This is a genomic window from Streptomyces sp. col6 (assembly GCF_008042035.1).
In the GTDB taxonomy this organism is placed as follows: Bacteria; Actinomycetota; Actinomycetes; order Streptomycetales; family Streptomycetaceae; genus Streptomyces.
This window is the reverse complement of record NZ_RDBL01000029.1, coordinates 50,995-75,067: the sequence shown is the minus strand read 5'-3', so window position 1 is coordinate 75,067 and position 24,073 is coordinate 50,995. Positions and strand designations below refer to the sequence as shown.

The window sequence follows — 24,073 nt, the reverse complement described above, 5'->3', positions numbered from 1 at the left end:
CATGGACCTGGAACTGATCCCGGCGCCCCTGCGCGCCGACGGCCGGGAGGGCCGCGGATTCGTCCTCGATCCGTCCACCACCCTCGCGGCCGCCCCCGGCACCGGGACCACCGAACGCTGGCTGCGCGTCACCCTCGGCGCCGCCTTCGGCCTGTCCCTCGCCCCCGGCCCCGAGGACGCCCCGGGCGCCCTCGTGCTGCGCACCGACGGCTCCCTGGCCCCCGAGGGCTACCGGCTGACCACCCGGCCCGACGGGGGCGTCGTCCTCACCGGCGGCAGCCCCGCCGGGGTGTTCCGGGGCGCCCAGACCCTGCGCCAGCTGCTCGGCCCCGGGGCGTTCCGCCGGGCGCCCGTGGGCGAGGCCGGTGCGCACGGCTTCGGGCCCGTCGACATCGAGGACGCGCCCCGTTTCGGCTGGCGCGGTCTGATGCTCGACGTGGCACGGCACTTCATGCCCAAGGACGACGTCCTGCGCTACCTCGACCTGATCGCCGCGCACAAGCTGAACGTCTTCCACTTCCACCTCAGCGACGACCAGGGCTGGCGCGTCGAGATCAAGCGGTACCCGCGCCTCACCGAGGTTGGCGCCTGGCGCCCACGCACCAAGTACGGACACCGGGCCTCCGAGCTCTGGGACGAGACCCCGCACGGCGGTTACTACACCCAGGACGACATCCGCGAGATCGTCGCCTACGCCGCCGCCCGGCACATCCGGGTCGTCCCCGAGATCGACATCCCGGGCCACTCGCAGGCCGCCATCAGCGCCTACCCGGAGCTGGGCAACACCGACGTCGTCGACACCTCGGCCCTCGGCGTGTGGGACAACTGGGGCGTCACACCGAACGTCCTGGCCCCCACCGACCACGTCCTGCGGTTCTACGAGGGCGTCTTCGAGGAACTGCTCGCACTCTTCCCGCCGGAGACCTCGCCGTTCATCCACGTCGGCGGCGACGAGTGCCCCAAGGACCAGTGGAAGCAGTCGCCCACCGCGCAGGCCCGCATCAAGGAACTGGGCCTGGCCGACGAGGACGAGCTGCAGTCCTGGTTCATCCGCCACTTCGACACCTGGCTCACCGCGCGCGGCCGCCGCCTCATCGGCTGGGACGAGATCCTGGAGGGCGGCCTCGCGCCCGGCGCCGCCGTCTCCTCCTGGCGCGGTTACGCGGGCGGCATCGCGGCCGCCGAGGCCGGGCACGACGTCGTCATGTGCCCGGAGCAGCAGGTGTATCTGGACCACCGTCAGCACGGCGGCCCCGACGAGCCGATGCCCATCGGCTACGTGCGTACCCTGGAGGACGTCTACCGCTTCGAACCCGTTCCGCCGACGCTGAGCGAGGAGGCGGCCGAGCACGTCCTCGGCGCCCAGGCCAACGTGTGGACCGAGGTCATGCAGAACCGCTCGCGCGTCGACTACCAGGTCTTCCCGCGCCTGGCCGCCTTCGCGGAGGTCGCCTGGTCGGCCCTGCCCGCCCCGGACGAGCGGGACTTCGCCGCCTTCGAGCACCGCATGACCACCCATTACGCCCGCCTCGACGCACTCGGGGTCGGCTACCGGCCGCCGTCCGGACCGCTGCCCTGGCAGCAGCGCCCCGGCGTCCTCGGACGCCCGATCGAGGGAGCACCCCCGAACGTGTGAGCCCGGCCGCGACCCGCTCTCCCGCCACCGCGGTCCCTGCGACCGTGGTGGCGGCGCCGTTTCCGCCGAGCGCCGCCCGCGCGATGGAGAAAGCCGTACGGACATGGGGAAGAACGGCAAAGGGTGCGCACCGCCGAACCGCCCTGAAATCGGGACCATTACCCTGACGGGGGACGGATACTCCCTTCGCGGACCTGCGCGTCGGGCCGGTCCGAAGATGTGCCAGAGTTGCCACGTCCGGGCTTCGAGCACGTACCGTACGGCGAAACAGGCGGGAGCGCCGGGACACCGGGAAGGGGCAGCTGGGTTGACCACGCACGCACCGCAGGCGACGCAGTCCGTGACGCTGCCTGCCTCGCTGGACGAGGCGGTGGCGGCACTCGGCGCCATGCCGGCCGCCGTCCCCGTGGCAGGCGGCACGGACCTGATGTCGGCCGTCAACAAGGGGCTCCTGCGCCCCTCCGGCCTGGTCGGACTCGGCCGGATCAGCGAGCTGCGCGGCTGGCACTACCAGGACGGTCACGCCCTGCTGGGCGCCGGCCTGACCCACGCCCGCATGGGGCGGCCCGACTTCGCCGCCCTCATCCCCGCACTCGCCGCCTCCGCCCGCGCCGCGGGCCCCCCGCAGATCCGCAACGCCGGCACGCTCGGCGGCAACATCGCGTCCGCCGCCCCGACCGGCGACGCGCTGCCGGTGCTCGCCGCGCTGGAGGCCGAACTCGTCATCGCGGGCCCCGGTGGCGCCCGCCGCGAGATCCCCGTCTCCCATCTGCTGGCCGGCCGCGAGATGCTGGAGCCCGCCGAGCTGATCGGCTTCGTCCGCGTCCCGCTGCTGCACGCCCCGCAGGTCTTCCTCAAGGCCACCGGCCGCACCGGACCCGGCCGCGCCACCGCCTCCGTCGCGATCGTCCTCGACCCCGCCAGGCGCGGGGTGCGCTGCGCGGTCGGCGCCATCGCGCCGATGCCGCTGCGCCCGCTGGACGCCGAGCGCTGGATCGCCTCGCTGATCGACTGGGACGGAGCGCGCGGCCTCGCGCCCGACGCGCTGGCCGCCTTCGGCGAGTACGTCGCCGCCGCCTGCATCCCGGACCCGGAACCACCCGCGGACGGGGGAGAGGCGCCACCGCTGCCCCCCGCCGTACTGCATCTGCGGCGCACCGTCGCCGCGCTGGCCCGACGCGCGCTGGGGAGGGCACTGTCGTGAGCAAGGAGAACCCCGCCGAACAGCACGGCGGCTGGCAGCCGACCCCGCAGGGCGGCGACTACGACGGCGAGGCGACCGCCTTCGTCCACCTGCCGCCGGAGGACCTGGCGGACATCCCGCTGGCCGCGCCCGGCCACGGCTACACCCCGCCGATGATCCTGCCGCTGACCCCGGCGGCCGGCCTCGACCCGGCGGCCACCGGCAACTGGGTCGTCCAGACGCCGGAACAGCAGACCGGGCAGCCCGAGCCCGACGCGGTGCACTGGCCCGACCCGAACCAGCAGTCCGGCTACGGCTACCCGCACCCCGAGGACCAGCCCACCGGCCAGTACCAGGAGCCGCACGGTACGGACCCGGCCGCCACGGGTCAGTGGGCGGTGGACACCTCGTCCTGGCCCGCCCCGGCCGCCCCGCTCTCGGACGACTCCGGCGAGCTGTACACCCCGCCGCCCGCCGCCGACTGGTACGCGGACCGCCCGGCCACGCTCCCGGGCGGCGCCCCCGCCCCGTGGGCGGTGCCGGACCCGGCCGCGACCGGAGAGCCGGACCCGGCCGCGACCGGAGAGCCGGACCCGGGCGCGGAGTCCGCCGCCGAGCCGGGGACGCCCGCCGGTGACCCGGCACCCTGGGCGGTGCCGGACCCGGCTCCCGAGGAGGCCGCGGAGGCGGTCGCGGACGCGGAGGCGCCGGAGGACGTCGCCGCCGAGAGCGCTCCCGAGGCGGCCCCCGCCGACGGCGAGCAGCCCGCTTCCCGCGCCGACGCGGACGCGCCCGACGCGTCGGCCCCTGACGCGGAGGCACCCGCCGCCGAGCCCGCCGGGGACGCGGTGCCGGACGCGGAGGCGCCCGGGGCACAGGACGCCCGGCCCGACGAGGCCCCCGACGACGCGGCCCCGGAGGGGCCCCCGCGGCCCAGCGAGCACCCCGCCACCTCGTACACCCTCCACGTCAACGGCGTGGACCGGCCCGTCACCGACGCCTGGATCGGCGAGTCCCTGCTCTACGTGCTGCGCGAGCGCCTCGGTCTCGCCGGTGCCAAGGACGGCTGCTCGCAGGGCGAGTGCGGGGCGTGCAACGTCCAGGTGGACGGCCGGCTCGTCGCCTCCTGCCTGGTCCCCGCCGCCACGACCGCCGGCAGCGAGGTCCGCACGGTGGAGGGCCTGGCCGTCGACGGCGAACCCTCCGACGTGCAGCGGGCGCTGGCGGAGTGCGGCGCCGTCCAGTGCGGTTTCTGCATCCCCGGCATGGCGATGACCGTCCACGACCTGCTGGAGGGCAACCACCGCCCCAGCGAGCTGGAGACCCGCCGGGCGCTGTGCGGCAACCTCTGCCGCTGCTCCGGCTACCGGGGCGTCCTGGACGCCGTCAACGAGGTCATCGCGGGCCGCGAGGCCGCCGCCGACGCCGCGGCCGAGACGCCCTCGTCCGGCGAGCCGGACGAGGCCCGCATCCCGCATCAGGCGGCCCCGGGCGCCGGTAGTGTGCAGCCCCACCAGCAGGACGGAGGCATGGCGTGAGCAACGACGCGGCCGGCGCCACCCACACGGCGATCAGCATCCCGTCGCCGGCCGGTCCGGGCGGACCCGAGGCCGAGCAGCCGCGGCTCGGCATCGGCGCCTCGCTGCCGCCGGCCGACGCCCGCGCCAAGACCGAGGGCACCTTCCCGTACGCCGCCGACCTGTGGGCCGAGGGCCTGCTCTGGGCGGCCGTCCTGCGCTCCCCGCACGCGCACGCCCGGATCGTGTCCGTCGACACCTCGGCCGCCGCCGAGATGCCCGGCGTACGCGCGGTCGTCACCCACGAGGACGTCCCCGGCGAGACGATGTACGGCCGCAAGGTCGTCGACCGCCCCGTCTTCGCCTCCGGCCTGGTCCGCCACCACGGCGAGCCGATCGCCGCCGTCGCCGCCGACCACCCCGACACCGCCCGGCTGGCCGCCGCCGCCATCGCCGTCGAGTACGAGGTGCTGGAGGCGGTCACCGACCCGGAGAAGGCGTTCGCCGCCGAGCCGCTGCACCCCGACGGCAACCTCGTCCGCCACATCCCGCTGCGCTACGGCGACCCGGAGGCGGCCGGCGAGGTCGTCGTCGAGGGGCTGTACCGCATCGGCCGCCAGGACCCGGCCCCGATCGGCGCCGAGGCCGGTCTCGCGGTGCCCAGGCCGGACGGCGGCGTCGAGCTGTACACCGCCTCCACCGACCCGCACACCGACCGCGACCTGGCCGCCGCCTGCTTCGGCCTCGAACCGGAGCGCGTCAAGGTCGTCGTCACCGGCGTGCCCGGCGCGACCGGCGACCGTGAGGACCCCGGCTTCCAGCTGCCGCTCGGCCTGCTCGCCCTGCGCACCGGCTGCCCGGTGAAGCTGGCCGCCACCCGCGAGGAGTCCTTCCTCGGCCACGCCCACCGCCACCCGTCCCTGCTGCGCTACCGCCACCACGCGGACGCGGAGGGCCGCCTGGTCAAGGTGGAGGCCCAGATCCTGCTGGACGCGGGCGCCTACGCGGACTCCTCGTCGGAGTCGCTGGCCGCCGCGGTCGCCTTCGCCTGCGGTCCGTACGTCGTCCCGCACGCCTTCATCGAGGGCTGGGCCGTCCGTACGAACAACCCGCCCTCCGGCCATGTCCGGGGCGAGGGCGCCATGCAGGTCTGCGCCGCCTACGAGGGCCAGATGGACAAACTGGCCGCGAAGCTCGGGATCGACCCGGCCGAGCTGCGCATGCGCAACGTCCTGGCCACCGGCGACATCCTGCCCACCGGCCAGACCGTGACCTGCCCCGCGCCCGTCGCCGAACTGCTCACCGCCGTCCGGGACTTCCCGCTGCCCTCACTGCCCAAGGACGGCCCGGAGGACGACTGGCTGCTGCCCGGCGGCCCCGAGGGCGCGGGCGAACCGGGCGCGGTGCGGCGCGGTGTCGGCTACGCGCTGGGCATGGTCCACATGCTCGGAGCCGAGGGCGCCGACGAGGTGTCCACCGCCACGGTCCGGGTCCACGACTCGGTCGCCACCGTCATCTGCGCGGCCGTCGAGACCGGCCAGGGTTTCTCCACGCTGGCCCGCCAGGTCGTCCAGGAGACCCTGGGCGTCGAGGAGGTGCACGTCGCCTCCGTCGACACCGACCAGCCCCCGGCCGGCCCGGCCACCCACGGCCGCCACACCTGGGTCTCCGCCGGCGCCGTCGAACGCGCCGCGAAGATGGTCCGCACCCAGCTCCTCCAGCCGCTGGCGCACAAGTTCGGGATGTCCACGGAGCTGCTCCAGATCACCGACGGCAAGATCACCTCGTACGACGGGGTGCTCTCCACGACCGTGTCGGAGGCGCTGGACGGCAAGGAACTGTGGGCCACCGCCCAGTGCCGCCCGCACCCCACCGAACCGCTGGACGAGTCCGGCCAGGGCGACGCCTTCGTGGGCATGGCGTTCTGCGCGGTCCGCGCCGTGGTGGACGTCGACATCGAGCTGGGCTCGGTCCGCGTCGTCGAGATGGCGGTCGCCCAGGACGTCGGACGCGTCCTCAACCCGTCCCAGCTGGCGACCCGTATCGAGGCGGGCGTCACCCAGGGCATCGGCGCCGCCCTCACCGAGAACCTCCGCACCGCCCGCGGCCTGGTCCGCCACCCGGACCTCACCGGCTACGCCCTGCCGACCTCGCTGGACGCGCCGGAGATCCGCATCGTCAAGCTCGTCGAGGAGCGCGACGTGGTGGCGCCGTTCGGCGCGAAGCCGGCCTCGGCGGTCCCGGTCGTGACCTCCCCGGCCGCGGTGGCCGCCGCGGTCCGCGCGGCGACCGGCCGCCCGGTCAACCGCCTCCCGATCCGGCCCCAGGCGGCGGTCGCGGCGCCGACGGGCTGAGGCACCCCGCACACGACACCGCCCGCCCCTCGGAGCGAGGGGCGGGCGGTGGTGCGTGGAGACCGTGACCGGATTCGAACCGGTGTAACTCGAGTTGCAGTCGAGCCCCTGAGCCTCTCGGGCACACGGTCCTGCGTGGTGTCGCTCCACCGACCGTAGGGCCGGGCGCGGGGGCGCTCAAGGGTTCCGGGGGCCGTGCAACGCGACTGCCATACGCCGTTCACGATCGTGGCGGCGGGCGTAGGACCAAGGGCCGACCCCGGAGGCGACCATCGACAGGGTTCATCTCGGGTTATGCCCCTTACCCTTGGCTCATGACCGCCCTGGAACCGCGTGACGCCGATGTCCCGCGCCTCATCGAAGACGTCGACGCCCCCGCTCCGGTGGAGCCCGTACTGCCGGAGGGCATCCTCGGGCGGACCCACCGGGCGCTCAGCATCGGCATCGTCTCCGTGGTGTTCCTGATCGCGTTCGAGGCCACCGCCGTGGGGACCGCGATGCCGGTCGCCGCGCGTGAGCTGGACGGCATCGCGCTGTACGCGTTCGCGTTCTCGGCGTACTTCACCACCAGCCTCTTCGCCATGGTGCTGTCCGGGCAGTGGGCCGACCGGCGCGGGCCGCTGGCACCGCTGGCCGCCGGGATCAGCGCCTTCGGGGCGGGGCTGCTGCTGTCGGGGACCGCGGGTTCCATGTGGATGTTCATCGCGGGGCGGGCCGTGCAGGGACTCGGCGGCGGGCTGGTGATCGTCGCGTTGTACGTGGTGATCAGCCGCGCCTACCCGGAGCACCTGAGGCCGTCGATCCTGGCCGCGTTCGCCGCGAGCTGGGTGATCCCCTCGGTCGTCGGGCCGCTGGCCGCCGGCAGCGTGACCGAGCACCTGGGCTGGCGCTGGGTCTTCATCGGCATCCCGGTCCTGGTGGTCTTCCCGCTGGCGCTCGCGCTGCCCGAGATCCGGCGCATGGCGTCCGGGCCCGCCGACCCGGAGGCGCCCGTCGAGGCGTACGACCGCCGGCGCATCCTGCTCGCGCTGGCGATCTCGCTGGGCGCGGCGCTGCTCCAGTACGCCGGGCAGGAGCGGAACTGGCTCGCCCTGCTGCCGGCCGCCGCCGGGGCCGCCCTGCTCGTTCCGGCGGTCCGGGGCCTGCTGCCCCCGGGCACGGGGCGCGCGGCGCGCGGACTGCCCGCGGTGGTGCTGCTGCGCGGGGTGGCCGCCGGGTCGTTCATCGCGGCCGAATCGTTCGTCCCGCTGATGCTCGTCACCCAGCGCGGCCTGTCCCCGACGCTGGCGGGCCTCTCCCTGGCGGCCGGCGGCGGCACCTGGGCCCTGGGCTCCTACGTGCAGTCCCGGCCCCGCCTGGAACAGCACCGCGAGCCCCTGATGGTCGGCGCCATGGTCCTGGTCGCCCTCTCCATCGCGGCGGCCCCGGCCGTCCTGATCACCTCCGTGCCGGTGTGGACCGTGGCGGTCGCCTGGGCGTTCGGCTGCTTCGGCATGGGCGTGGTGATCGCCTCCACCAGCGTGCTGCTCCTGAAGCTGTCCGCCCCCGAGGAGGCCGGTGCCAACTCGGCCGCCCTCCAGATCTCCGACGGCCTGTCCAACGTCCTCCTGCTGGCCGCGGGCGGCGCCGCCTTCGCGGCCCTCGGCGGCGGCGCGCTGGACGCGGCCCACGAGGCGGCGAAGACAGCCGCCTCCACCTCCCACCCGGCCGCCTTCGCGGTGGTCTTCTTCCCGATGGCAGCGGTGGCCCTGGCGGGGGCGTGGGTGGCGGGACGGGTGCGGGCGAACGCGTAGTACTGCGTAGTACCGCGTAGTACCGTCCGTTTCATGGCTGGTTTGAATCTGCGGTTCACCGAAGAAGAGCTGGATGCCTTGCGGGCGCGCGCCGAGGCGGAGGGGCGGAGCATGCAGTCCTTCGCCCACGATGCGGTGATCACCGCCATGAACGAACACTCACGCCTCTTCAACGAGGCGGCGGAGCATGTGCTGAAGGCGAGCGAGGAGCTCAACCGGAGGCTCGCCTGATGCAGTACCTGACCATGCCCGAGCTGCTCAACCTGGCGGAGCGCCTCGGTGCGGCGGAGGTGCGTGACTACGGCCTGCTCGACTCGGCGCTGGCCCGGCCGCAGTCGAGCGTGTTCGGTCAGGACGCCTATCCGGACGTCTGGCAGAAGGCTGCCGCGTTGATGGAGTCGCTGGCCCGCAACCGTGCGCTCGTCGATGGAAACAAGCGCATCGCGTGGTACGCGACCTGGGTTTTCCTGCACATGAACGGACACCCGCTGGACGCCGGCTTCGATGTGGATGAGGCCGAGCGGTTCGTGCTGGACGTCTGTCAGGGGGCACTGGACATGCCCAAGATCTCGGAGCAGCTGCCCAGGTTCGCCAAGTAGCGAGCCCTCTGTGAAGCGGGTCTCAGAGGCCCCGGACCACGGCTGGTTCGTACGGGGTTCCACCCCGCCCCCCGGTAGGGTGGCCCGGTTGTCGTATCGCGTGCGGAGCCGGTCCGGCCCGTGCGGACAGCGCCCACGTACCCGAGAGACCCGAACCGGAGACCGTGACTACTACCGCCTCCCACCACCTCTCACCCGCCTTCCCCGGCCGCGCCCCCTGGGGCACGGCCGGCAAGCTGCGAGCCTGGCAGCAGGGCGCCATGGAGAAGTACATCCAGGAGCAGCCGCGCGACTTCCTCGCGGTCGCCACCCCCGGCGCGGGGAAGACCACCTTCGCGCTGACCCTCGCGTCCTGGCTGCTGCACCACCACGTCGTGCAGCAGGTCACCGTCGTCGCGCCCACCGAGCACCTGAAGAAGCAGTGGGCCGAGGCGGCGGCCCGGATAGGGATCAAGCTCGACCCCGACTACAGCGCCGGTCCGCTGAGCAAGGAGTACCACGGGGTCGCCGTCACCTACGCCGGCGTCGGCGTACGCCCGATGCTGCACCGCAACCGCTGCGAGCAGCGCAAGACCCTCGTCATCCTCGACGAGATCCACCACGCCGGTGACTCCAAGTCCTGGGGCGAGGCCTGCCAGGAGGCGTTCGACCCGGCGACCCGGCGGCTCGCGCTCACCGGTACGCCCTTCCGGTCGGACACCAACCCGATCCCGTTCGTCGTGTACGAGGAGGGCAACGACGGCATCCGCCGCTCCTCGGCCGACTACACCTACGGCTACGGCAACGCCCTGGCCGACGGCGTCGTGCGACCGGTGATATTCCTCAGCTACAGCGGCAACATGCGCTGGCGAACCAAGGCCGGCGACGAGATCGCGGCCCGGCTCGGCGAGCCGATGACCAAGGACGCCATCGGGCAGGCCTGGCGCACCGCCCTGGCGCCCACCGGCGACTGGATCCCCAATGTGCTCAGCGCCGCCGACAAGCGGCTCACCGAGGTCCGCAAGGGCATCCCGGACGCCGGCGGGCTCGTCATCGCCACGGACCAGGAGTCGGCACGCGCGTACGCCAAGATCCTGAAGAAGGTCACCGGTGAGACGCCCGCCGTGGTCCTCTCCGACGAGAAGGCCGCGTCGAAGAAGATCGACAAGTTCAGCGAGGACGACTCGCGCTGGATGGTCGCGGTCCGCATGGTGTCCGAGGGCGTCGACGTGCCGCGCCTGGCCGTCGGGGTGTACGCGACGACCATCTCCACCCCGCTGTTCTTCGCCCAGGCCGTCGGCCGTTTCGTGCGTTCCCGCAGGCGCGGCGAGACCGCGTCCGTCTTCGTGCCGACCATCCCGATGCTCCTCGAATTCGCCAACGAGATGGAGGTCGAGCGGGACCACGTCCTCGACAAGCCCAAGCGGGGCAGCGACGAGGAGAACCCGTTCGCCGAGGAGGACAAACTCCTCGCCGACGCCGAGAAGCTGGAGGACGAGGAGACCGAGGAGCAGCTGCCCTTCGAGGCGCTGGAGTCCGACGCGGTCTTCGACCGGGTGCTGTACGACGGCGCCGAGTTCGGCATGCAGGCGCACCCCGGCAGCGAGGAGGAGCAGGACTACCTCGGCATCCCCGGGCTCCTCGAACCCGACCAGGTGCAACTGCTGCTCCAGAAGCGGCAGACCCGGCAGATCGCGCACAGCAGGCAGAAGCCCGCCTCGGAGGCCGACCTGCTGGAGAAGCCGGCCCAGGACCGGCCGGTCGTCACCCACAAGCAGCTGCTGAGCCTGCGCAAGCAGCTGAACACGATGGTCTCCGCCTACACCCACCAGAGCGGCAAACCGCACGGCGTCATCCACACCGAGCTGCGCCGGGTGTGCGGCGGGCCGCCGAGCGCGGAGGCCACCGCCGGTCAGATCGAGCAGCGGATCAAGAAGGTCCAGGAGTGGGCCACCCGGATGCGGTGACCCCCAACTCCGCACCGCCCGGGGCCCCGGGACCCTCGCCGCGAGGGTCCCGGGGCTTCGTCGACCGGGGAACCGGCCGAAAAAATTTTCACGGTGAGTTAACCGTGGTTCACCTACGGACTACGGAGCGTCGCGGACGAGTCGGCCGACTTGGACGCGCGTAGATGCGCCCCGAACGGCCCGCGCGCCGCTGACCGGCACTTATGCTCGCCCGGCACAACCCGGTTTCCGGGGGCGACCGGATTCTGGACGAGGTCTTCCGCTGAGCGGACTCGCTCGCTACTGTCCCAAAAATGTGAACGCCCCGTGGCAATGTGGCCGCGGAGCGCAGCCGGTGCCTTGGCCAGGCCGGCGGCCTCTCCGTGCGTCGCCGCTGGGACCGGTGGCGCACAGTCCATGGGAACCAGCCGCCGCCGCTCACCCACGGAGGAGAGGGCGTCGTGACAGCGGAGACCTCCCAGACGCTCGACCGAGGACTGCGTGTCCTCAAGCTGCTCGCCGACACCGACCACGGTCTGACGGTCACCGAGTTGTCCAACAAGCTCGGCGTCAACCGCACCGTGGTCTACCGTCTGCTCGCCACGCTGGAACAGCACACCCTGATCCGCCGCGACCTGGGTGGCCGGGCGCGGGTCGGTCTCGGCGTGCTGCGGCTGGGCCGCCAGGTCCATCCGCTCGTACGGGAGGCCGCGCTGCCCGCGCTGCGTTCGCTGGCCGAGGACATCGGGGCTACCGCCCACCTCACGCTGGTCGACGGCTCCGACGCGCTGGCGGTCGCGGTCGTCGAACCGACCTGGACCGACTACCACGTGGCGTACCGGGCGGGCTTCCGCCACCCGCTCGACCGGGGCGCCGCGGGCCGGGCGATCCTCGCCGCCCGCCAGAAGCCGGTGGGCGAGACGGCCTTCACCCTCACCCACGGCGAACTCGAAGCGGGCGCGAGCGGTGCGGCTGCGGCGCTCATGGGCGTGACGGGGGTGGAGGGCAGTGTCGGCGTGGTCATGCTGGCGGACTCCGTCCCGGAACGGGTGGGGCCGCGGGTGATCGACGCGGCCCGGGAGGTCGCGGACGCGCTGCGCTGACGCACCCGGCCAGCCCGGCAGACCCAGCCCGTCCGGCGTTTGAGGACGGGCTGCGATGCGGCCCGCACGGGCCGGAATGTGGGCTCGGGCTGTCCCGGACGCCCGGCCCCGGTCCGGGGCCCCGCACGTTAGATTGGGCGCGTGTTCACACCGCCCCGCACCCTCGCCCTCGCCGCCCTCCCCGTCGTCGCGCTCCTCGGTGTCGCCGCCTTCGCGCCGTTGCCGTTCACGCTGGCGCAGCCCGGGACGACCGCGAATGTGCTGGGGGAGGACCACGGCACCCCCGTGATCAGCATCAAGGGCACCCCCACCCGCACCACCCGGGGCGAGCTGCGGATGACGACGATCGTGGCGACGGGCCCCAAGGCGGACGTCGGCCTCCGGGACGTCGTCGACAGCTGGTTCCGTACGGACCGGGCCGTGCTGCCCAGGGACTCCGTCTACCCGACCGGCGGCTCCGAGAAGGAGATCGAGAAGCACAACCTCGACGACATGGCGAAGTCCCAGGACGCCGCCGTCGACGCCGCGCTGAACTACCTGGACCGCAAGCCCGGTTCCGTCGACGTCACCCTGCACCTGGCGGACATCGGCGGCCCCAGCGCCGGCCTGTTCTTCGCGCTGGGCATCGTCGACAAGCTCGACGGCGACGGCTCGGGCGGGGACCTGACCGGCGGCCGCACCGTCGCGGGCACCGGCACGATCGAGGCGGACGGCGCGGTCGGCGCGGTCGGCGGGGTCTCGCTCAAGACGCAGGCGGCCCGGAGGGACGGGGCGACCGTCTTCCTCGTACCGAAGGCGGAGTGCTCGGAGGCGAAGTCCGAGCTGCCGAAGGGCCTGCGGCTGATCCCGGTCACGACGCTGAAGGACGCGGTGAACTCACTGAGGGCCCTGGACCACGGCGGGAAGATCCCGAGCTGCTGAGCCTCGGAACGCTAGGCGGGACGAGGGGCACGGGCCGGGCGGCCGGCGCCGGCCGGGAGCACGCGCAGGCCCATCTCGACCATGGTCCAGCCGAGCCTGCTGCGCAGCTTGCGGCGCAGCGCGGTGCGCCGGGCGGCGCGGAGGCCGCGGACGTGGTCGCGCAGCTCGGGGGAGTGGACGCGGTACGGGGCGAGGTAGGTCTCGGGGTTCATGGCGGTCGGTCCCTTCAGTCGGTGCGGCGCGGGAAGACGTGCAGGTGGGTGCGGACGACGGCGGAGTTCTCGGTGCCCTCGGGAACGCGTCCGCGGTAGGTGTCGATCAGCTCGTGGACCTTCTCGGCGAGTTCGCGGGAGAGCTCGGGCGTGAGCCGGATCTTGAAGTCGCTGAGGCTCGATCCCTCGTACCACTCGCGGGACCACTCGTGCATCGTGCCGAGCCAGGTGCTCAGCTCCTGGGCGTGGATCGTCGCCACCTCGTGGAGGACGACGCCCATGGCGCCGCGTACCTCGGGGTCGGCGTCGTGCATCAGGTCGGAGTCGAAGGCGGTGCCGGCGTGGGCCGCCCGCCACCAGCGCTCGCGGCCCTTGCCGAGCGTCGGGTCGTCCTCGACGAAGCCGTACGAGGCCAGTTGCCGCAAGTGGTAGCTGGTGGCACCGCTGGACTCGCCGAGCCGCTCGGCGACGCCGGACGCGGTGGCGGGGCCGTGCTCCCGCAGGGTGTTGAGCAGGCGGATCCGCAGCGGGTGGGCGAGGCCGCGCAGGGCGCGGGCGTCGATGCGGAGGAAGTCGAGCTCGGAGGCCGTCGCGCTGTGGTCGTCGTGCGGTTCGTTCGGTGACATGGCTCCACCGTAGAGTTGCAAAGACGGTTTTGCAACAGATCTTTGCAAAGAATCTTTGTAACTCTCTCCGGCCAGGCCGGCCCTCACCCCTCCTTGATGAACCCCTCCTCGATCAGCCAGTCCTTCGCCACCTCGTGCGGGTCCTGGCCGTCCACGTCCACCCGGGCGTTCAGCACCTGCGCGACCTCCGTGGTCAGCCGCTTGCTGAGCGGGTCCAGCAGGCCGGCGATCTCCGGGTACTTCTCCAGCGTCGGGGTGTGGACGACGGGCGCCGCGTTGTAGTTGGGGAAGAAGTGCTTGTTGTCCTCCAGCACATCGAGGTGCATCGCCTTGATGCGGCCGTCCGTGGTGAAGACCTCGCCGAGCAGGCAGGAGTCGGACTTCGAGACCTGGGTGTAGATGATCCCCGCGTCCATCTTCTTGATGTTGGCGGCCGGCAGGGACATCCCGTACGCCTTCTCCATGCCGGGCAGCCCGTCGTCGCGCGAGGCGAACTCGTTCTCGACGCAGACCGTCACCGCCGACGGGTTCTTCTTCGCCAGGGCGGCGACGTCGGAGAGCGTCTTCAGGTGGTACGTGGCGTTGTTCTTCCGGCTGATGGCGAGCGCGTAGGTGTTGTTGAGGGTGGAGGGCCGCAGCCAGGTCACCCCGTTCTTCAGGTCCGCGTCGCGCACCGCCCGCCACTGCTCCATCGGGTCGACGATGGGCTTGGCGTGCCCGAGGTACGTGATCCAGCCGGTGCCCGTGTACTCGTACTCGGCGTCCGCGTCGCCCTGGATGACCGCCTCGCGGGCGCTGATCGAGCTGGGCAGGTTCGTCCGGTCCAGCACCTCCGCCCCGGCCGCCTTGAAGATCAGCCCGATCATCTGGCCCAGGATGATGTTCTCGCTGAAGTTCTTCGACGTGACGGTCAGCGACGCGCCGTCCAGCGGCTGCCCCTGTCCGACGGACCCGGGCACCACGTCGTCGACCATCGGGGAACCGCTCTTGAGCCCGCACCCGGCCAGCGTCAGCGCCAGCACCGCCCCCGCCGCGAGAGCCCCGCGCACCCGCCGGGTCTTCATCGCCCCACCTCCAGTCCGCGCGGGGTGAGCGCCACCTCGGCCAGCGAGGCCATCCAGTCCACCAGGAGCGCCAGCACCACGGTCAGGACCGAGCCGAGGACGAGGACCGGCATGCGCTGGGTCTGGATGCCCGAGGTGATCAGGTCGCCGAGCCCGCCGCCGCCCCCGAAGGTCGCCAGGGTCGCCGTGCCGACGTTGAGGACGAGCGCGGTCCGCACCCCGGCCAGGATCAGCGGGACGGCCAGGGGGAGTTCGACCTTGGTGAGGGTGCCCATGGCCGACATGCCGATGCCCCGGGCGGCCTCCACCATGCTCGGCTCGATCGCCTTGAGCCCGGCGACCGTGTTGGAGAGCACCGGCAGCACCGCGTAGATCACCATGCCCGTGATGGCCGTGGACGGGCCGATGCCGAGCCAGATCACCAGCAGGGCCAGCAGACCGATCGCCGGGGTCGCCTGGCCGATGTTGGCGATCGCCGTGACCACGGGGGCGGCCCTGGTCAGGCCGCGCCGGGTCAGCGCGATGCCCAGCGGGATGGCGATGATCAGCACCCAGAACGTCGAGATCGCGGTCAGCCGCACGTGCTGCCACCAGCGCACCTCGACCGTGTCCCCGGCCAGCGAGTTCTCCGCGATCGAGTCGAGGCTGACGTTCTCGATCCAGACGTACGTGAGGACCAGCACCACCGCGAGGGCCGCCGGGAGCACCACCAGCTTGCGCCAGGTGATCCGGCGCGGCGGCTTCCCCGGCGCCGGCGCCGGGGAAGCCGCCTCCTCGTCGCGGAAGGCATGGCCCTTCACGTCGTGCTCGCCCGGCTGCCGTTCGCGGCCGGGCGCGGGGGAGGAGCCCGGGGAATCGGGGGTCATGCGCCCGCACCGCCCTCCAGCTCCTCGGAGGTCTGGTGGACGCGCAGCTCCTCCAGATCGTGCTGGTGCTCGATGGCGGCCAGCCGGTCCGCCTCCAGGAGCTCGTGCACCGAGTTCATCAGGGTGTGCATGTCCACGACCCCGGTGAACTCGCCCCGCCGGCCGGTCACCGCGACCCGCCCGCCGCTGTCCGTGAGCACCGCCTCCAGCGCGTCGTGCAGCGTGGCGTCCCGGGTCACCGTGTCGTGGACCAGCTGTCCGGCCCGCGCCAGGGAGCCCCGGGCCCGCATCAGGTCGCCGCGCCGCAGCCACTTGTACGGGCGGTTCCGGCGGTCGAGCATCAGCAGCTCGTTGTGCGAACCGGCGCGCAGCTTGTTGAAGATCGACTGGAGCGGGTCGTCCACCGTCACGGTGGGGAAGTCGGCGATCTCCACCTCCCGCACCCGGGTCAGATTGAGCCGCTTCAGCGCCGCGCCCGCGCCGACGAACCCGGAGACGAAGTCGTCCGTCGGGTTGGTGAGGATGGCCTCCGGGGTGTCGAACTGCGCGATGTGCGAGCGCTCGCGCAGCACCGCGATCCGGTCGCCCAGCTTGATCGCCTCGTCGAAGTCGTGGGTGACGAAGACGATCGTCTTGTGCAGCTCGTGCTGGAGCCGGATCAGCTCGTCCTGGAGGTGGTCGCGGGTGATCGGGTCGACCGCGCCGAACGGCTCGTCCATCAGCAGGACCGGCGGATCGGCGGCCAGCGCCCGTGCCACGCCCACGCGTTGCTGCTGACCGCCGGAGAGGGCGCGCGGATAGCGGCCGTGGAACTCGCGCGGGTCCAGGCCGACCAGGTCGAGCATCTCCTCCACCCGGTCCTTCACCCGCGACTTGGACCAGCCCACCATCTTCGGGACCAGGGCGATGTTCTCGGCGACCGTCATGTGCGGGAAGAGTCCGGACGACTGGATCGCGTACCCGATCTTCCGGCGCAGCTTCACCGGGTCGATGTCGGTGACGTCCTCGTCGTCGATCCTGATCCGGCCGGACGTCGGCTCGATCAGCCGGTTGATCATCTTCAGCGTGGTGGACTTCCCGCAGCCGGAAGGGCCCACGAAGATCACGGTCTCGCCGGCCTTGATCTCCATCGAGACGTTCTCCACCGCCGGGTTCGGGTTGCCCGGATAGCGCTTGGACAGGTTCTCCAGCTGGATGGTGGCGCCGGAGGTGGCCGTCGGCTCCGGCACGGTCTCGGTCGTGGTCTCAGACACGGATCCCCCTGGGGATGGTGAGCCGGCCCAGCAGGACGTACGCGGCGTCGAAGAGCAGGGCGAGAATGACGATGCCGAGCGTGCCCGCGAGCACCTGGTTGATCGCGTTGGCGCTGCCCAGCGAGGCGATGCCGCGGAAGATCTCGTTGCCGAGGCCGGGCCCGGAGGCGTACGCGGCGATGGCGGCGATCCCCATCAGCATCTGGGTGGAGACCCGGATACCGGTGAGGATCGGCGGCCAGGCCAGCGGCAGCTCCACCTTGAACAGCCGCGCGGTCCGCGACATCCCGATCCCCTTGGCCGCGTCCACCAGGGCGGGGTCCACGCCGCGCAGGCCCACGATGGCGTTGCGGACGACGGGCAGCAGCCCGTACAGCGTCAGAGTGATCACCGTCGGCGCCACGCCGAGGCCGACCAGCGGGATCAGCAGACCGATGGCGGCGAGGGACGGAATGGTCAGCACGGTCGCCGTCGAGGTGATCGCCACCGAGGAGCCCCAGCCGCTGCGGTAGCTGACGACCCCGATCAGCACCCCGAGCGCGGTGGCGATGACCATGCACTGGAAGACCGCGCTGACGTGTTGGAAGGCGTCGGTGAGCAGCTGCTGATGGCGGTTGGCCACGTACTCCCAGAAGCTCACCCGTCACTCCTCGGCTCAGTCGGTGTCCTGCGCCGCCTGTTCGACGAGCGGGATGACGCGCAGGGGCACGGCGTTCTCCATGACGATGGCCGTGGAGGCCCGGACGATGCCATCGAATCCGACAACCCGGTCGATCACCCGCTGGAGATCCGCGTTGGACCGGGCCACCAGCCGGCACAGCATGTCCCCGTGCCCGGTGGTGGTGTGCAGCTCCAGCACCTCCGGTACACCGCTCAAGTGCGCCCGTACGTCGGCGCCTTGACCCTGTTTGATCTCCAGCGTGGCGAACGCGGTGACCGGATAGCCGAGGGCCGCCGGATCGACGTCGGGACCGAAACCGCGGATGACGCCATTCGACTGAAGGCGGTCGAGCCGCGCCTGCACCGTCCCGCGCGCCACGCCCAGCCTGCGCGACGCCTCCAGGACCCCGATCCTGGGTTCACGCGCCAGCAGCACGATGAGCCGCCCGTCCAGTCGATCGATCGCCATGCCGGCCTCCGGGGTCGGTGTGATGGGCACCATGTACAGATAGCCCGCCCATCATGGGCAATCGCTGGACAGGTTGACCAGCGATCCCGGGAACTGTTGCGCACCTTGCGGAGTGGCGGGAACCTGCTGAACATGACAGAGACGATGCACAGCACCCCCGAGACGTCCCGGCAGGCCGACCCCTTCCCCGTCAAGGGGATGGACGCCGTCGTCTTCGCCGTCGGCAATGCCAAGCAGGCCGCGCACTTCTACTCGACGGCCTTCGGCATGAAGCTCGTGGCCTACTCCGGCCCGGAGACCGGCAGCCGCGAGACCGCCAGCTATGTGCTCACCAGCGGCTCCGCCCGCTTCGTCCTCACCTCCGTCGTCAAGGCGTCCACCGACTGGGGCCACTTCCTGGAGGACCACGTCGCCGCGCACGGCGACGGTGTCATCGACCTCGCCATCGAGGTGCCGGACGCGCGCGCCGCGTACGCCTACGCCGTCGAGCACGGCGCCACCGGCATCGAGGAGCCCTACGAGACGAAGGACGAGCACGGCACCGTCGTGCGCGCCGCCATCGCCACGTACGGCAAGACCCGCCACACCCTGGTCGAGCGCTCCGGCTACGACGGCCCGTACCTGCCGGGTTACGTCGCCGCCAACCCGATCGTCGAGCCGCCGGCCAAGCGCTTCTTCCAGGCCATCGACCACTGCGTCGGCAACGTGGAACTCGGGAAGATGAACGAGTGGGTGGCGTTCTACAACAAGGTCATGGGCTTCACGAACATGAAGGAGTTCGTGGGCGACGACATCGCCACCGAGTACTCCGCGCTCATGTCCAAGGTCGTCGCGGACGGCACGCTCAAGGTCAAGTTCCCGATCAACGAGCCGGCCATCGCCAAGAAGAAGTCCCAGATCGACGAGTACCTGGAGTTCTACGGCGCCGCCGGCGTCCAGCACATGGCGCTCGCCACCAACGACATCGTCGCCTCGGTGAAGGCGATGCGTGCCGCCGGTGTGCAGTTCCTGGACACCCCGGACTCGTACTACGACACCCTCGGCGAGTGGGCCGGCGAGACCCGGGTGCCCGTGGAGACCCTGCGCGAGCTGAAGATCCTCGTCGACCGCGACGAGGACGGCTACCTGCTGCAGATCTTCACCAAGCCGGTCCAGGACCGCCCGACCGTCTTCTTCGAGATGATCGAGCGCCACGGCTCCATGGGCTTCGGCAAGGGCAACTTCAAGGCCCTGTTCGAGGCGATCGAGCGCGAGCAGGAGAAGCGCGGCAACCTCTGATCCGTGCGGCACGCGTGAGGGGCGGGCCGGATTCCGGCCCGCCCCTCGTCGTTCCCGCTCTGCCGCCGTGGCTCAGCGGACGGCCGCCGACGGCGCGGGCGACGGCTTCACGGGTGCCTGCGGGGCAGCCGCCGAGGGTGCCGGCGCCGCCTGATGCCCCTGGGCGCCGGCCGCCGGTGCCGGGACACCGCCGGAGTCCGGAGCCGGAGCGGCCGGAGCGGGCTGCTGCGGTGCCTGCGGTGCCACGGGCTCCGGCTCCGGGGCCGGCCGCATGTCCGCCGGGCCGCCCGCCGGGGGCTGCCCCAGGGTGTCCAGCGCCTCCCGTGCCAGCGGTGCGTCCAGCGGGGAGAACGCCGGGTTGGTCCGCAGCGCCTCCTCCAGATGGCGGCGGGCGGCCCCGTAGTCGCCCAGCGCGCGCTGGACCACGCCCAGGTGGTACGCGTACGAGGCGTTCTGCCCGCCCGAGTCCACCGCCCGCTGCGCGTACTCCAGCGCCGCGTCCGGATCGCCCGACCGGTGCAGCGCCCAGCCCAGCGCGTCGGCCACCGCCGGGCTGCGGTGCCCCCGCTCCCACTCGGCCCGCAGCAGCTCCACCGCCGCGTCCGCGTCCCCGTGCGCGGCCTCGAAGCGGCCGAGCGGCAGCGACTCGTCCACCCCGCGCGCCGTCCCCCGGTCCAGCGCCGCGCGGAGTCTGTCGTACTGGCCCACCGAGTCCCCGTCGAGCCCCTGCGACTCGTACAGCTCGCCCAGCTCCAGCAGGTACTCCGGGCGCGGCGACTTCGCCAGTGCGGCCTGGTAGTCCCGTACGGCCTCGTCGGTGCGGCCGAGGGCCGCGAGCGCGCGGGCCCGTCCGGCGAGCGAGGGGTGGTGGCCCCTCTCGACGCGCAGCGCCGCCCCGTACTGGGCCACGGCCTCCTTCGGCTCGCCCCGCTCCCAGGCCAGTTCGCCCAGCCTGGCCAGGCAGGCGGCCTTCTCGGCGGGCGTCCTCGCCGCGTTCGCCGCGTCCTGCGCGGTGGCCAGCGCGTCCTCGCGCCAGCCCCGGTCCCGGTACATCTCGGCCGCCCGGCCCAGCGCCGGCACCCCGGCCCGCAGCTCGGTGAACCTCTCCACCGCCGTGATCGCCGACTTCCGGTCACCGAGACCGTTGTACGCGTCGATCAGCTCCGGGTAGACCGTCCACTCCTTCGGCTGCCGCGCCCGTACCGTCTCGCCCCACTTCTTCGCCGTCACGAAGTCGCGGCGGGCGTTGGCGAGGGAGGCGAGGCCGACCCAGGCGGCCGTGTTGCCCTTCTCGCCGGGCCGCACGTCCAGCGAGCGCTTCAGCGCCTGCTCGGCGCGGGTGTAGTACGCCGGGTCCGCGGCCCGCCGCCCCCGCTCCACGTACGCCGAACCCAGCACCGCCCAGGCGGGCGCGTCCGAGGGGTGCGTGCCCACCCACTTCTGCCGGTCCCCGATGAGCGCCGTCAGATCGGCGAGGGAGGCGGGGGAGCCGGCGGCCGTCGCGGTCATCGCGCGCGAGACCGGGCCGGCCACGGGCGGCGCCGCGTCCGTGTCGTCGTCGGGCACCGCGACCACCGCGCCCGTCACCAGGACCGCGCCGGCCACCATGCCGAAGGCGGCCCTGCGCAGGCTCGTGCGCATCGAGGGGGGCGGCGCGGTCCTGGTGACGGGCGCGGCGGGCAGGCCAGTGTCGAAGGAGTCCTCGGGCCCGGGGGCCCTCGGGGGCTGCTGAGGCGTGAGTTCCATGCCGCTCACTGTGCGTCAGTATGAAGATCGCACCGCACCTTGGGACCGCCACCGCAGACGGGTTCACACCAATGGGCCCGGGTGCCACGCTTGGATCATGGACGATCTCCTCGAACTCCTGCGGGCGGGCCTTCCGGCCGAGGCCCTGATCACCGACCCGGACATCACCGCCTCCTACGCCCACGACATGGCGAGCTTCTGCGAGGCCGGCACCCCCGCGGTCGTCGCGCTCCCGCGCACCGTCGAGCAGGTCCAGCACATCATGCGCACGGCCACCGCCCTGCGCGTCCCGGTCGTCCCCCAGGGCGCCCGCACGGGCCTGTCGGGCGCGGCCAACGCCACCGACGGCTGCATCGTGCTCTCCCTGGTGAAGATGGACCGCATCCTGGAGATCAGCCCGGTCGACCGCATCGCCGTCGTCGAACCCGGAGTCATCAACGCCGTACTGTCCCGTGCCGTCGACGAACACGGGCTGTACTACCCGCCGGACCCCTCCAGCTGGGAGATGTGCACCATCGGCGGCAACATCGGTACCGCCTCCGGCGGTCTGTGCTGCGTGAAGTACGGGGTCACCGCCGAATACGTCCTCGGTCTCGACGTCGTCCTCGCGGACGGACGCCTCCTCACCACCGGCCGCCGCACCGCCAAGGGCGTCGCCGGATACGACCTCACCCGCCTCTTCGTCGGCTCCGAGGGCAGCCTCGGGGTCGTCGTGAAGGCCGTCCTCGCGCTGAAGCCCCGGCCGCCCCGGCAGCTCGTCCTCGCCGCCGAGTTCGCGGACGCGTCGAGCGCCTGCGACGCCGTCTGCCGGATCATGGAGAGCGGACACACCCCCTCACTCCTCGAACTGATGGACCGCACAACCGTCCAGGCGGTCAACCGCATGGCGAACATGGGCCTCCCCGAGACCACCGAGGCCCTGCTGCTCGCCGCCTTCGACACCCCGGACCCGGCCACCGACCTCGCCGCCGTCGCCGCCCTGTGCACCGCCGCCGGCGCCACCGACGTCGTACCGGCCGAGGACGCGGCCGAGTCCGAGATGCTCCTCCAGGCCCGGCGGATGTCGCTGACCGCGCTGGAGACCGTCAAACCGGCGACGATGATCGACGACGTGTGCGTACCGCGCTCGCGGCTCGGCGCGATGCTGGAGGGCACGGCGGAGATCGCGGAGAAGCACGGCCTCACCATCGGCGTCTGCGCCCACGCGGGCGACGGCAACACCCACCCCGTCGTCTGCTTCGACCCCGCCGACGCCGACGAGTCCCGGCGGGCCCGGGAGTCCTTCGACGAGATCATGGCGCTCGGCCTCGCCCTCGGCGGCACGATCACCGGCGAACACGGCGTGGGCGTCCTGAAGAAGGAGTGGCTGGCCCGCGAACTCGGCGAGGTGAGCGTGGAGCTGCACCGGGGCATCAAGCAGGCGTTCGACCCGCTGGGGCTGCTCAACCCGGGCAAGGTGTTCTGAGCTCCCGGGCCCACGCCCCTCAACTCTCCCCGTCCTGCGACTCGTCCGACGGCCACGGGTCGCTCATCCACAGATCGTCGGCCGGCAGCGGCGCGAGCAGTTCGGCCAGGCCCTCGTCGATGCCGAGCCGCGCGGTCTCCGTACCGGGCGGAACCACCCGCAGCGTCCGCTCCACCCAGACCGCCACCGCCGCGGACGGCACCTCCAGCAGGGCGTTGCCGTCCGGCGACGTCAGCGCCACGCAGATGACGCTGTGCCCGTCCACCTTGGTGGGCCAGATCCGCACATCGCCCTGCCCGCACGGCCGGAACACCCCTTCCACCAGCAGATCGCGGGCGAACGTCCAGTACACCGGCGAGTCCGAGGTGATGTGGAAGGTGATGTGCACGGCGTACGGGTCCTCGGTGCGATACGTCAGCCTGGCGGGTACGGGGATGCTGCGCTCCGGCGACAGGACCAGCTTGAGCTCCAGCTCGCGCTCCACGATGGTGTGCATGAGGGCGTCCTTCCCTTGTCCGGGGCCGGTCCCACGACCGGCCCGCACGGATGAGAGCGCCCTCGGCGCCATCCATTACGCGACTTCCAGAAAAAAGTTCGCGTGACCGGAAAGTGGGCCAAACACCCGGACCGGCCCGGCAGTACGCGCCCGTCTGGTAGATGTGGACCCCTGTATTGAGGCCGCCTCGAAGAGATACGGGACCACGGTGATGAGCGCCCCAACCCCGGCACCCGGTGACGAAAGCCCCCGCGAGGGGTACTACCCCGACCCGTCCATCCCCGGCTACGTCCGGTACTGGAACGGCGCCTCCTGGGTCCCCGGCACGAGCCGCCCGGCCCCGCAGCAGGACGAGGTGCGGCCCGCGGCCGCGGTCGAGGAGACCGGTCCGGTGTTCCTCGACGACGAGCCGGACGGGGCGGGGCGCCCCGAACCCGCGACCGCCTGGCAGGCCGACGCCACCCGCCAGGCGGGCTTCGGCGGCGACCGCGACCGCCGCGTGTCGTGGGGCGGCACGGGGCCGGAGGCCCCGGCCGGTCGGGCCGGTCCGGAGCCTGAGGACGCAACCGGCGCACCGAAGCCCGCCGCGCCCGCAGCCGCGGCGGCCCCCGCCCCGGGGGTTCCGTCGTCAAACGCCGGACGGACTGGGGCCGACGAGCCGGTACGGGCTGAGGCCGACGAGCTCGTCCAGCCCCCTCAAGCCCGTCCGGCGCTTGAGGACGGAACCGGTACGCCGGGGTCCGCCGCACCCGAGAAGACCGTCGCGATCCGCGCCCTGCGCCGGCCGGGCGGCGGCGAACAGCCCCCCAGCGAGGGCACCCTGACCCTCCGCGCCCTGGACGCGGCCCCGCGCCCGCCGGCGCAGGGCGCGGATCGCGACGGTCTTCTCGGGTGCGGCGGACCCCGG

General features: G+C 72.7%; 22 protein-coding genes and 1 tRNA gene. 13 read left to right on the top strand and 10 right to left on the bottom strand.

Annotated features, from left to right (window positions below):
- The first annotated feature begins 1 nt into the window (after position 1).
- The 4 genes from EAO73_RS29590 to EAO73_RS29575 all read left to right on the top strand — a co-directional run bounded on the left by EAO73_RS29590 (position 2) and on the right by EAO73_RS29575 (position 6,690).
- On the top strand, positions 2-1,636 hold the full coding sequence (locus tag EAO73_RS29590) for a beta-N-acetylhexosaminidase (RefSeq protein WP_147974611.1): 1,635 nt from the start codon (positions 2-4) through the stop codon (positions 1,634-1,636).
- 307 nt (positions 1,637-1,943) lie between these two features.
- Positions 1,944-2,840, top strand: a complete 897-nt coding sequence (locus EAO73_RS29585) for an FAD binding domain-containing protein (RefSeq protein WP_147974610.1) — start codon at positions 1,944-1,946, stop codon at positions 2,838-2,840.
- Positions 2,837-4,357: a 2Fe-2S iron-sulfur cluster-binding protein gene (locus EAO73_RS29580; RefSeq protein WP_147974609.1), complete on the top strand. Its 1,521-nt coding sequence runs from the start codon at positions 2,837-2,839 to the stop codon at positions 4,355-4,357. The genes EAO73_RS29585 and EAO73_RS29580 overlap by 4 nt, the downstream gene beginning before the upstream one ends.
- Positions 4,354-6,690, top strand: coding sequence for a xanthine dehydrogenase family protein molybdopterin-binding subunit (locus EAO73_RS29575; RefSeq protein WP_147974608.1), 2,337 nt, complete (start codon positions 4,354-4,356; stop codon positions 6,688-6,690). Before EAO73_RS29580 ends, EAO73_RS29575 begins: the two co-directional genes overlap by 4 nt.
- A gap of 56 nt (positions 6,691-6,746) precedes the next feature.
- On the opposite strand, the gene EAO73_RS29570 is transcribed toward EAO73_RS29575, so the two are convergent.
- A tRNA-Cys gene (locus tag EAO73_RS29570) sits at positions 6,747-6,821 on the bottom strand.
- Between the two features lie 183 nt (positions 6,822-7,004).
- On the opposite strand from EAO73_RS29570, the gene EAO73_RS29565 reads away from it, so the two are divergent.
- From EAO73_RS29565 to EAO73_RS29540, 6 genes are all read left to right on the top strand, one after another.
- Positions 7,005-8,483 carry an MFS transporter gene (locus EAO73_RS29565; protein ID WP_147974607.1) on the top strand — a complete coding sequence of 493 codons (1,479 nt, stop codon included), beginning with the start codon at positions 7,005-7,007 and terminating at the stop codon, positions 8,481-8,483.
- 33 nt (positions 8,484-8,516) lie between these two features.
- Complete coding sequence (locus EAO73_RS29560) at positions 8,517-8,714, top strand: Arc family DNA-binding protein (RefSeq protein WP_147974606.1); 198 nt, start codon at positions 8,517-8,519, stop codon at positions 8,712-8,714.
- Complete coding sequence (locus EAO73_RS29555; protein ID WP_147974605.1) at positions 8,714-9,082, top strand: type II toxin-antitoxin system death-on-curing family toxin; 369 nt, start codon at positions 8,714-8,716, stop codon at positions 9,080-9,082. Before EAO73_RS29560 ends, EAO73_RS29555 begins: the two co-directional genes overlap by 1 nt.
- A 164-nt stretch (positions 9,083-9,246) precedes the next feature.
- Positions 9,247-11,028 carry a DEAD/DEAH box helicase gene (locus EAO73_RS29550; protein WP_147974604.1) on the top strand — a complete coding sequence of 594 codons (1,782 nt, stop codon included), beginning with the start codon at positions 9,247-9,249 and terminating at the stop codon, positions 11,026-11,028.
- 440 nt (positions 11,029-11,468) lie between these two features.
- Positions 11,469-12,110 carry an IclR family transcriptional regulator gene (locus EAO73_RS29545; RefSeq protein WP_136318059.1) on the top strand — a complete coding sequence of 214 codons (642 nt, stop codon included), beginning with the start codon at positions 11,469-11,471 and terminating at the stop codon, positions 12,108-12,110.
- A gap of 141 nt (positions 12,111-12,251) precedes the next feature.
- Positions 12,252-13,031, top strand: coding sequence for a S16 family serine protease (locus EAO73_RS29540; RefSeq protein WP_147974603.1), 780 nt, complete (start codon positions 12,252-12,254; stop codon positions 13,029-13,031).
- 11 nt (positions 13,032-13,042) lie between these two features.
- On the opposite strand, the gene EAO73_RS29535 is transcribed toward EAO73_RS29540, so the two are convergent.
- The 7 genes from EAO73_RS29535 to EAO73_RS29505 form a co-directional block, all read right to left on the bottom strand.
- Positions 13,043-13,243, bottom strand: coding sequence for a hypothetical protein (locus EAO73_RS29535; protein WP_147974602.1), 201 nt, complete (start codon positions 13,241-13,243; stop codon positions 13,043-13,045).
- Positions 13,244-13,257: 14 nt separating this feature from the next.
- Complete coding sequence (locus EAO73_RS29530; RefSeq protein WP_147974601.1) at positions 13,258-13,869, bottom strand: ArsR/SmtB family transcription factor; 612 nt, start codon at positions 13,867-13,869, stop codon at positions 13,258-13,260.
- Positions 13,870-13,952: 83 nt separating this feature from the next.
- Positions 13,953-14,933: a glycine betaine ABC transporter substrate-binding protein gene (locus EAO73_RS29525; RefSeq protein WP_412075516.1), complete on the bottom strand. Its 981-nt coding sequence runs from the start codon at positions 14,931-14,933 to the stop codon at positions 13,953-13,955.
- Entirely contained in the window at positions 14,930-15,799 is an 870-nt protein-coding gene (locus EAO73_RS29520; protein ID WP_147974600.1) for an ABC transporter permease, read from the bottom strand. The genes EAO73_RS29525 and EAO73_RS29520 overlap by 4 nt, the downstream gene beginning before the upstream one ends.
- Positions 15,796-17,052, bottom strand: coding sequence for an ABC transporter ATP-binding protein (locus EAO73_RS29515; RefSeq protein WP_147974599.1), 1,257 nt, complete (start codon positions 17,050-17,052; stop codon positions 15,796-15,798). Before EAO73_RS29515 ends, EAO73_RS29520 begins: the two co-directional genes overlap by 4 nt.
- Complete coding sequence (locus tag EAO73_RS29510) at positions 17,045-17,692, bottom strand: ABC transporter permease (RefSeq protein ID WP_147974598.1); 648 nt, start codon at positions 17,690-17,692, stop codon at positions 17,045-17,047. Before EAO73_RS29510 ends, EAO73_RS29515 begins: the two co-directional genes overlap by 8 nt.
- A gap of 15 nt (positions 17,693-17,707) precedes the next feature.
- Positions 17,708-18,181, bottom strand: coding sequence for an Lrp/AsnC family transcriptional regulator (locus tag EAO73_RS29505; RefSeq protein WP_111331080.1), 474 nt, complete (start codon positions 18,179-18,181; stop codon positions 17,708-17,710).
- Between the two features lie 132 nt (positions 18,182-18,313).
- Here EAO73_RS29505 and hppD point away from each other — a divergent pair, with 132 nt between their 5' ends.
- A complete protein-coding gene (hppD, locus tag EAO73_RS29500; RefSeq protein ID WP_147974597.1) occupies positions 18,314-19,459 on the top strand; it encodes a 4-hydroxyphenylpyruvate dioxygenase in 1,146 nt (381 codons plus the stop codon).
- 72 nt (positions 19,460-19,531) lie between these two features.
- On the opposite strand, the gene EAO73_RS29495 is transcribed toward hppD, so the two are convergent.
- A complete protein-coding gene (locus tag EAO73_RS29495) occupies positions 19,532-21,205 on the bottom strand; it encodes a tetratricopeptide repeat protein (RefSeq protein ID WP_147974596.1) in 1,674 nt (557 codons plus the stop codon).
- 97 nt (positions 21,206-21,302) lie between these two features.
- Between EAO73_RS29495 and EAO73_RS29490 the strand changes: the two genes are divergently transcribed.
- The gene (locus EAO73_RS29490; protein ID WP_147974595.1) at positions 21,303-22,670 is read left to right on the top strand and encodes an FAD-binding oxidoreductase; all 1,368 of its coding nucleotides are present in this window, start codon (positions 21,303-21,305) and stop codon (positions 22,668-22,670) included.
- A 19-nt stretch (positions 22,671-22,689) separates the two neighbouring features.
- On the opposite strand, the gene EAO73_RS29485 is transcribed toward EAO73_RS29490, so the two are convergent.
- Positions 22,690-23,166 carry an SsgA family sporulation/cell division regulator gene (locus tag EAO73_RS29485; RefSeq protein WP_147974594.1) on the bottom strand — a complete coding sequence of 159 codons (477 nt, stop codon included), beginning with the start codon at positions 23,164-23,166 and terminating at the stop codon, positions 22,690-22,692.
- Positions 23,167-23,377: 211 nt separating this feature from the next.
- Between EAO73_RS29485 and EAO73_RS29480 the strand changes: the two genes are divergently transcribed.
- The coding region (locus tag EAO73_RS29480) for a DUF2510 domain-containing protein (RefSeq protein ID WP_147975370.1) at positions 23,378-24,073 on the top strand (696 nt) is incomplete at its 3' end.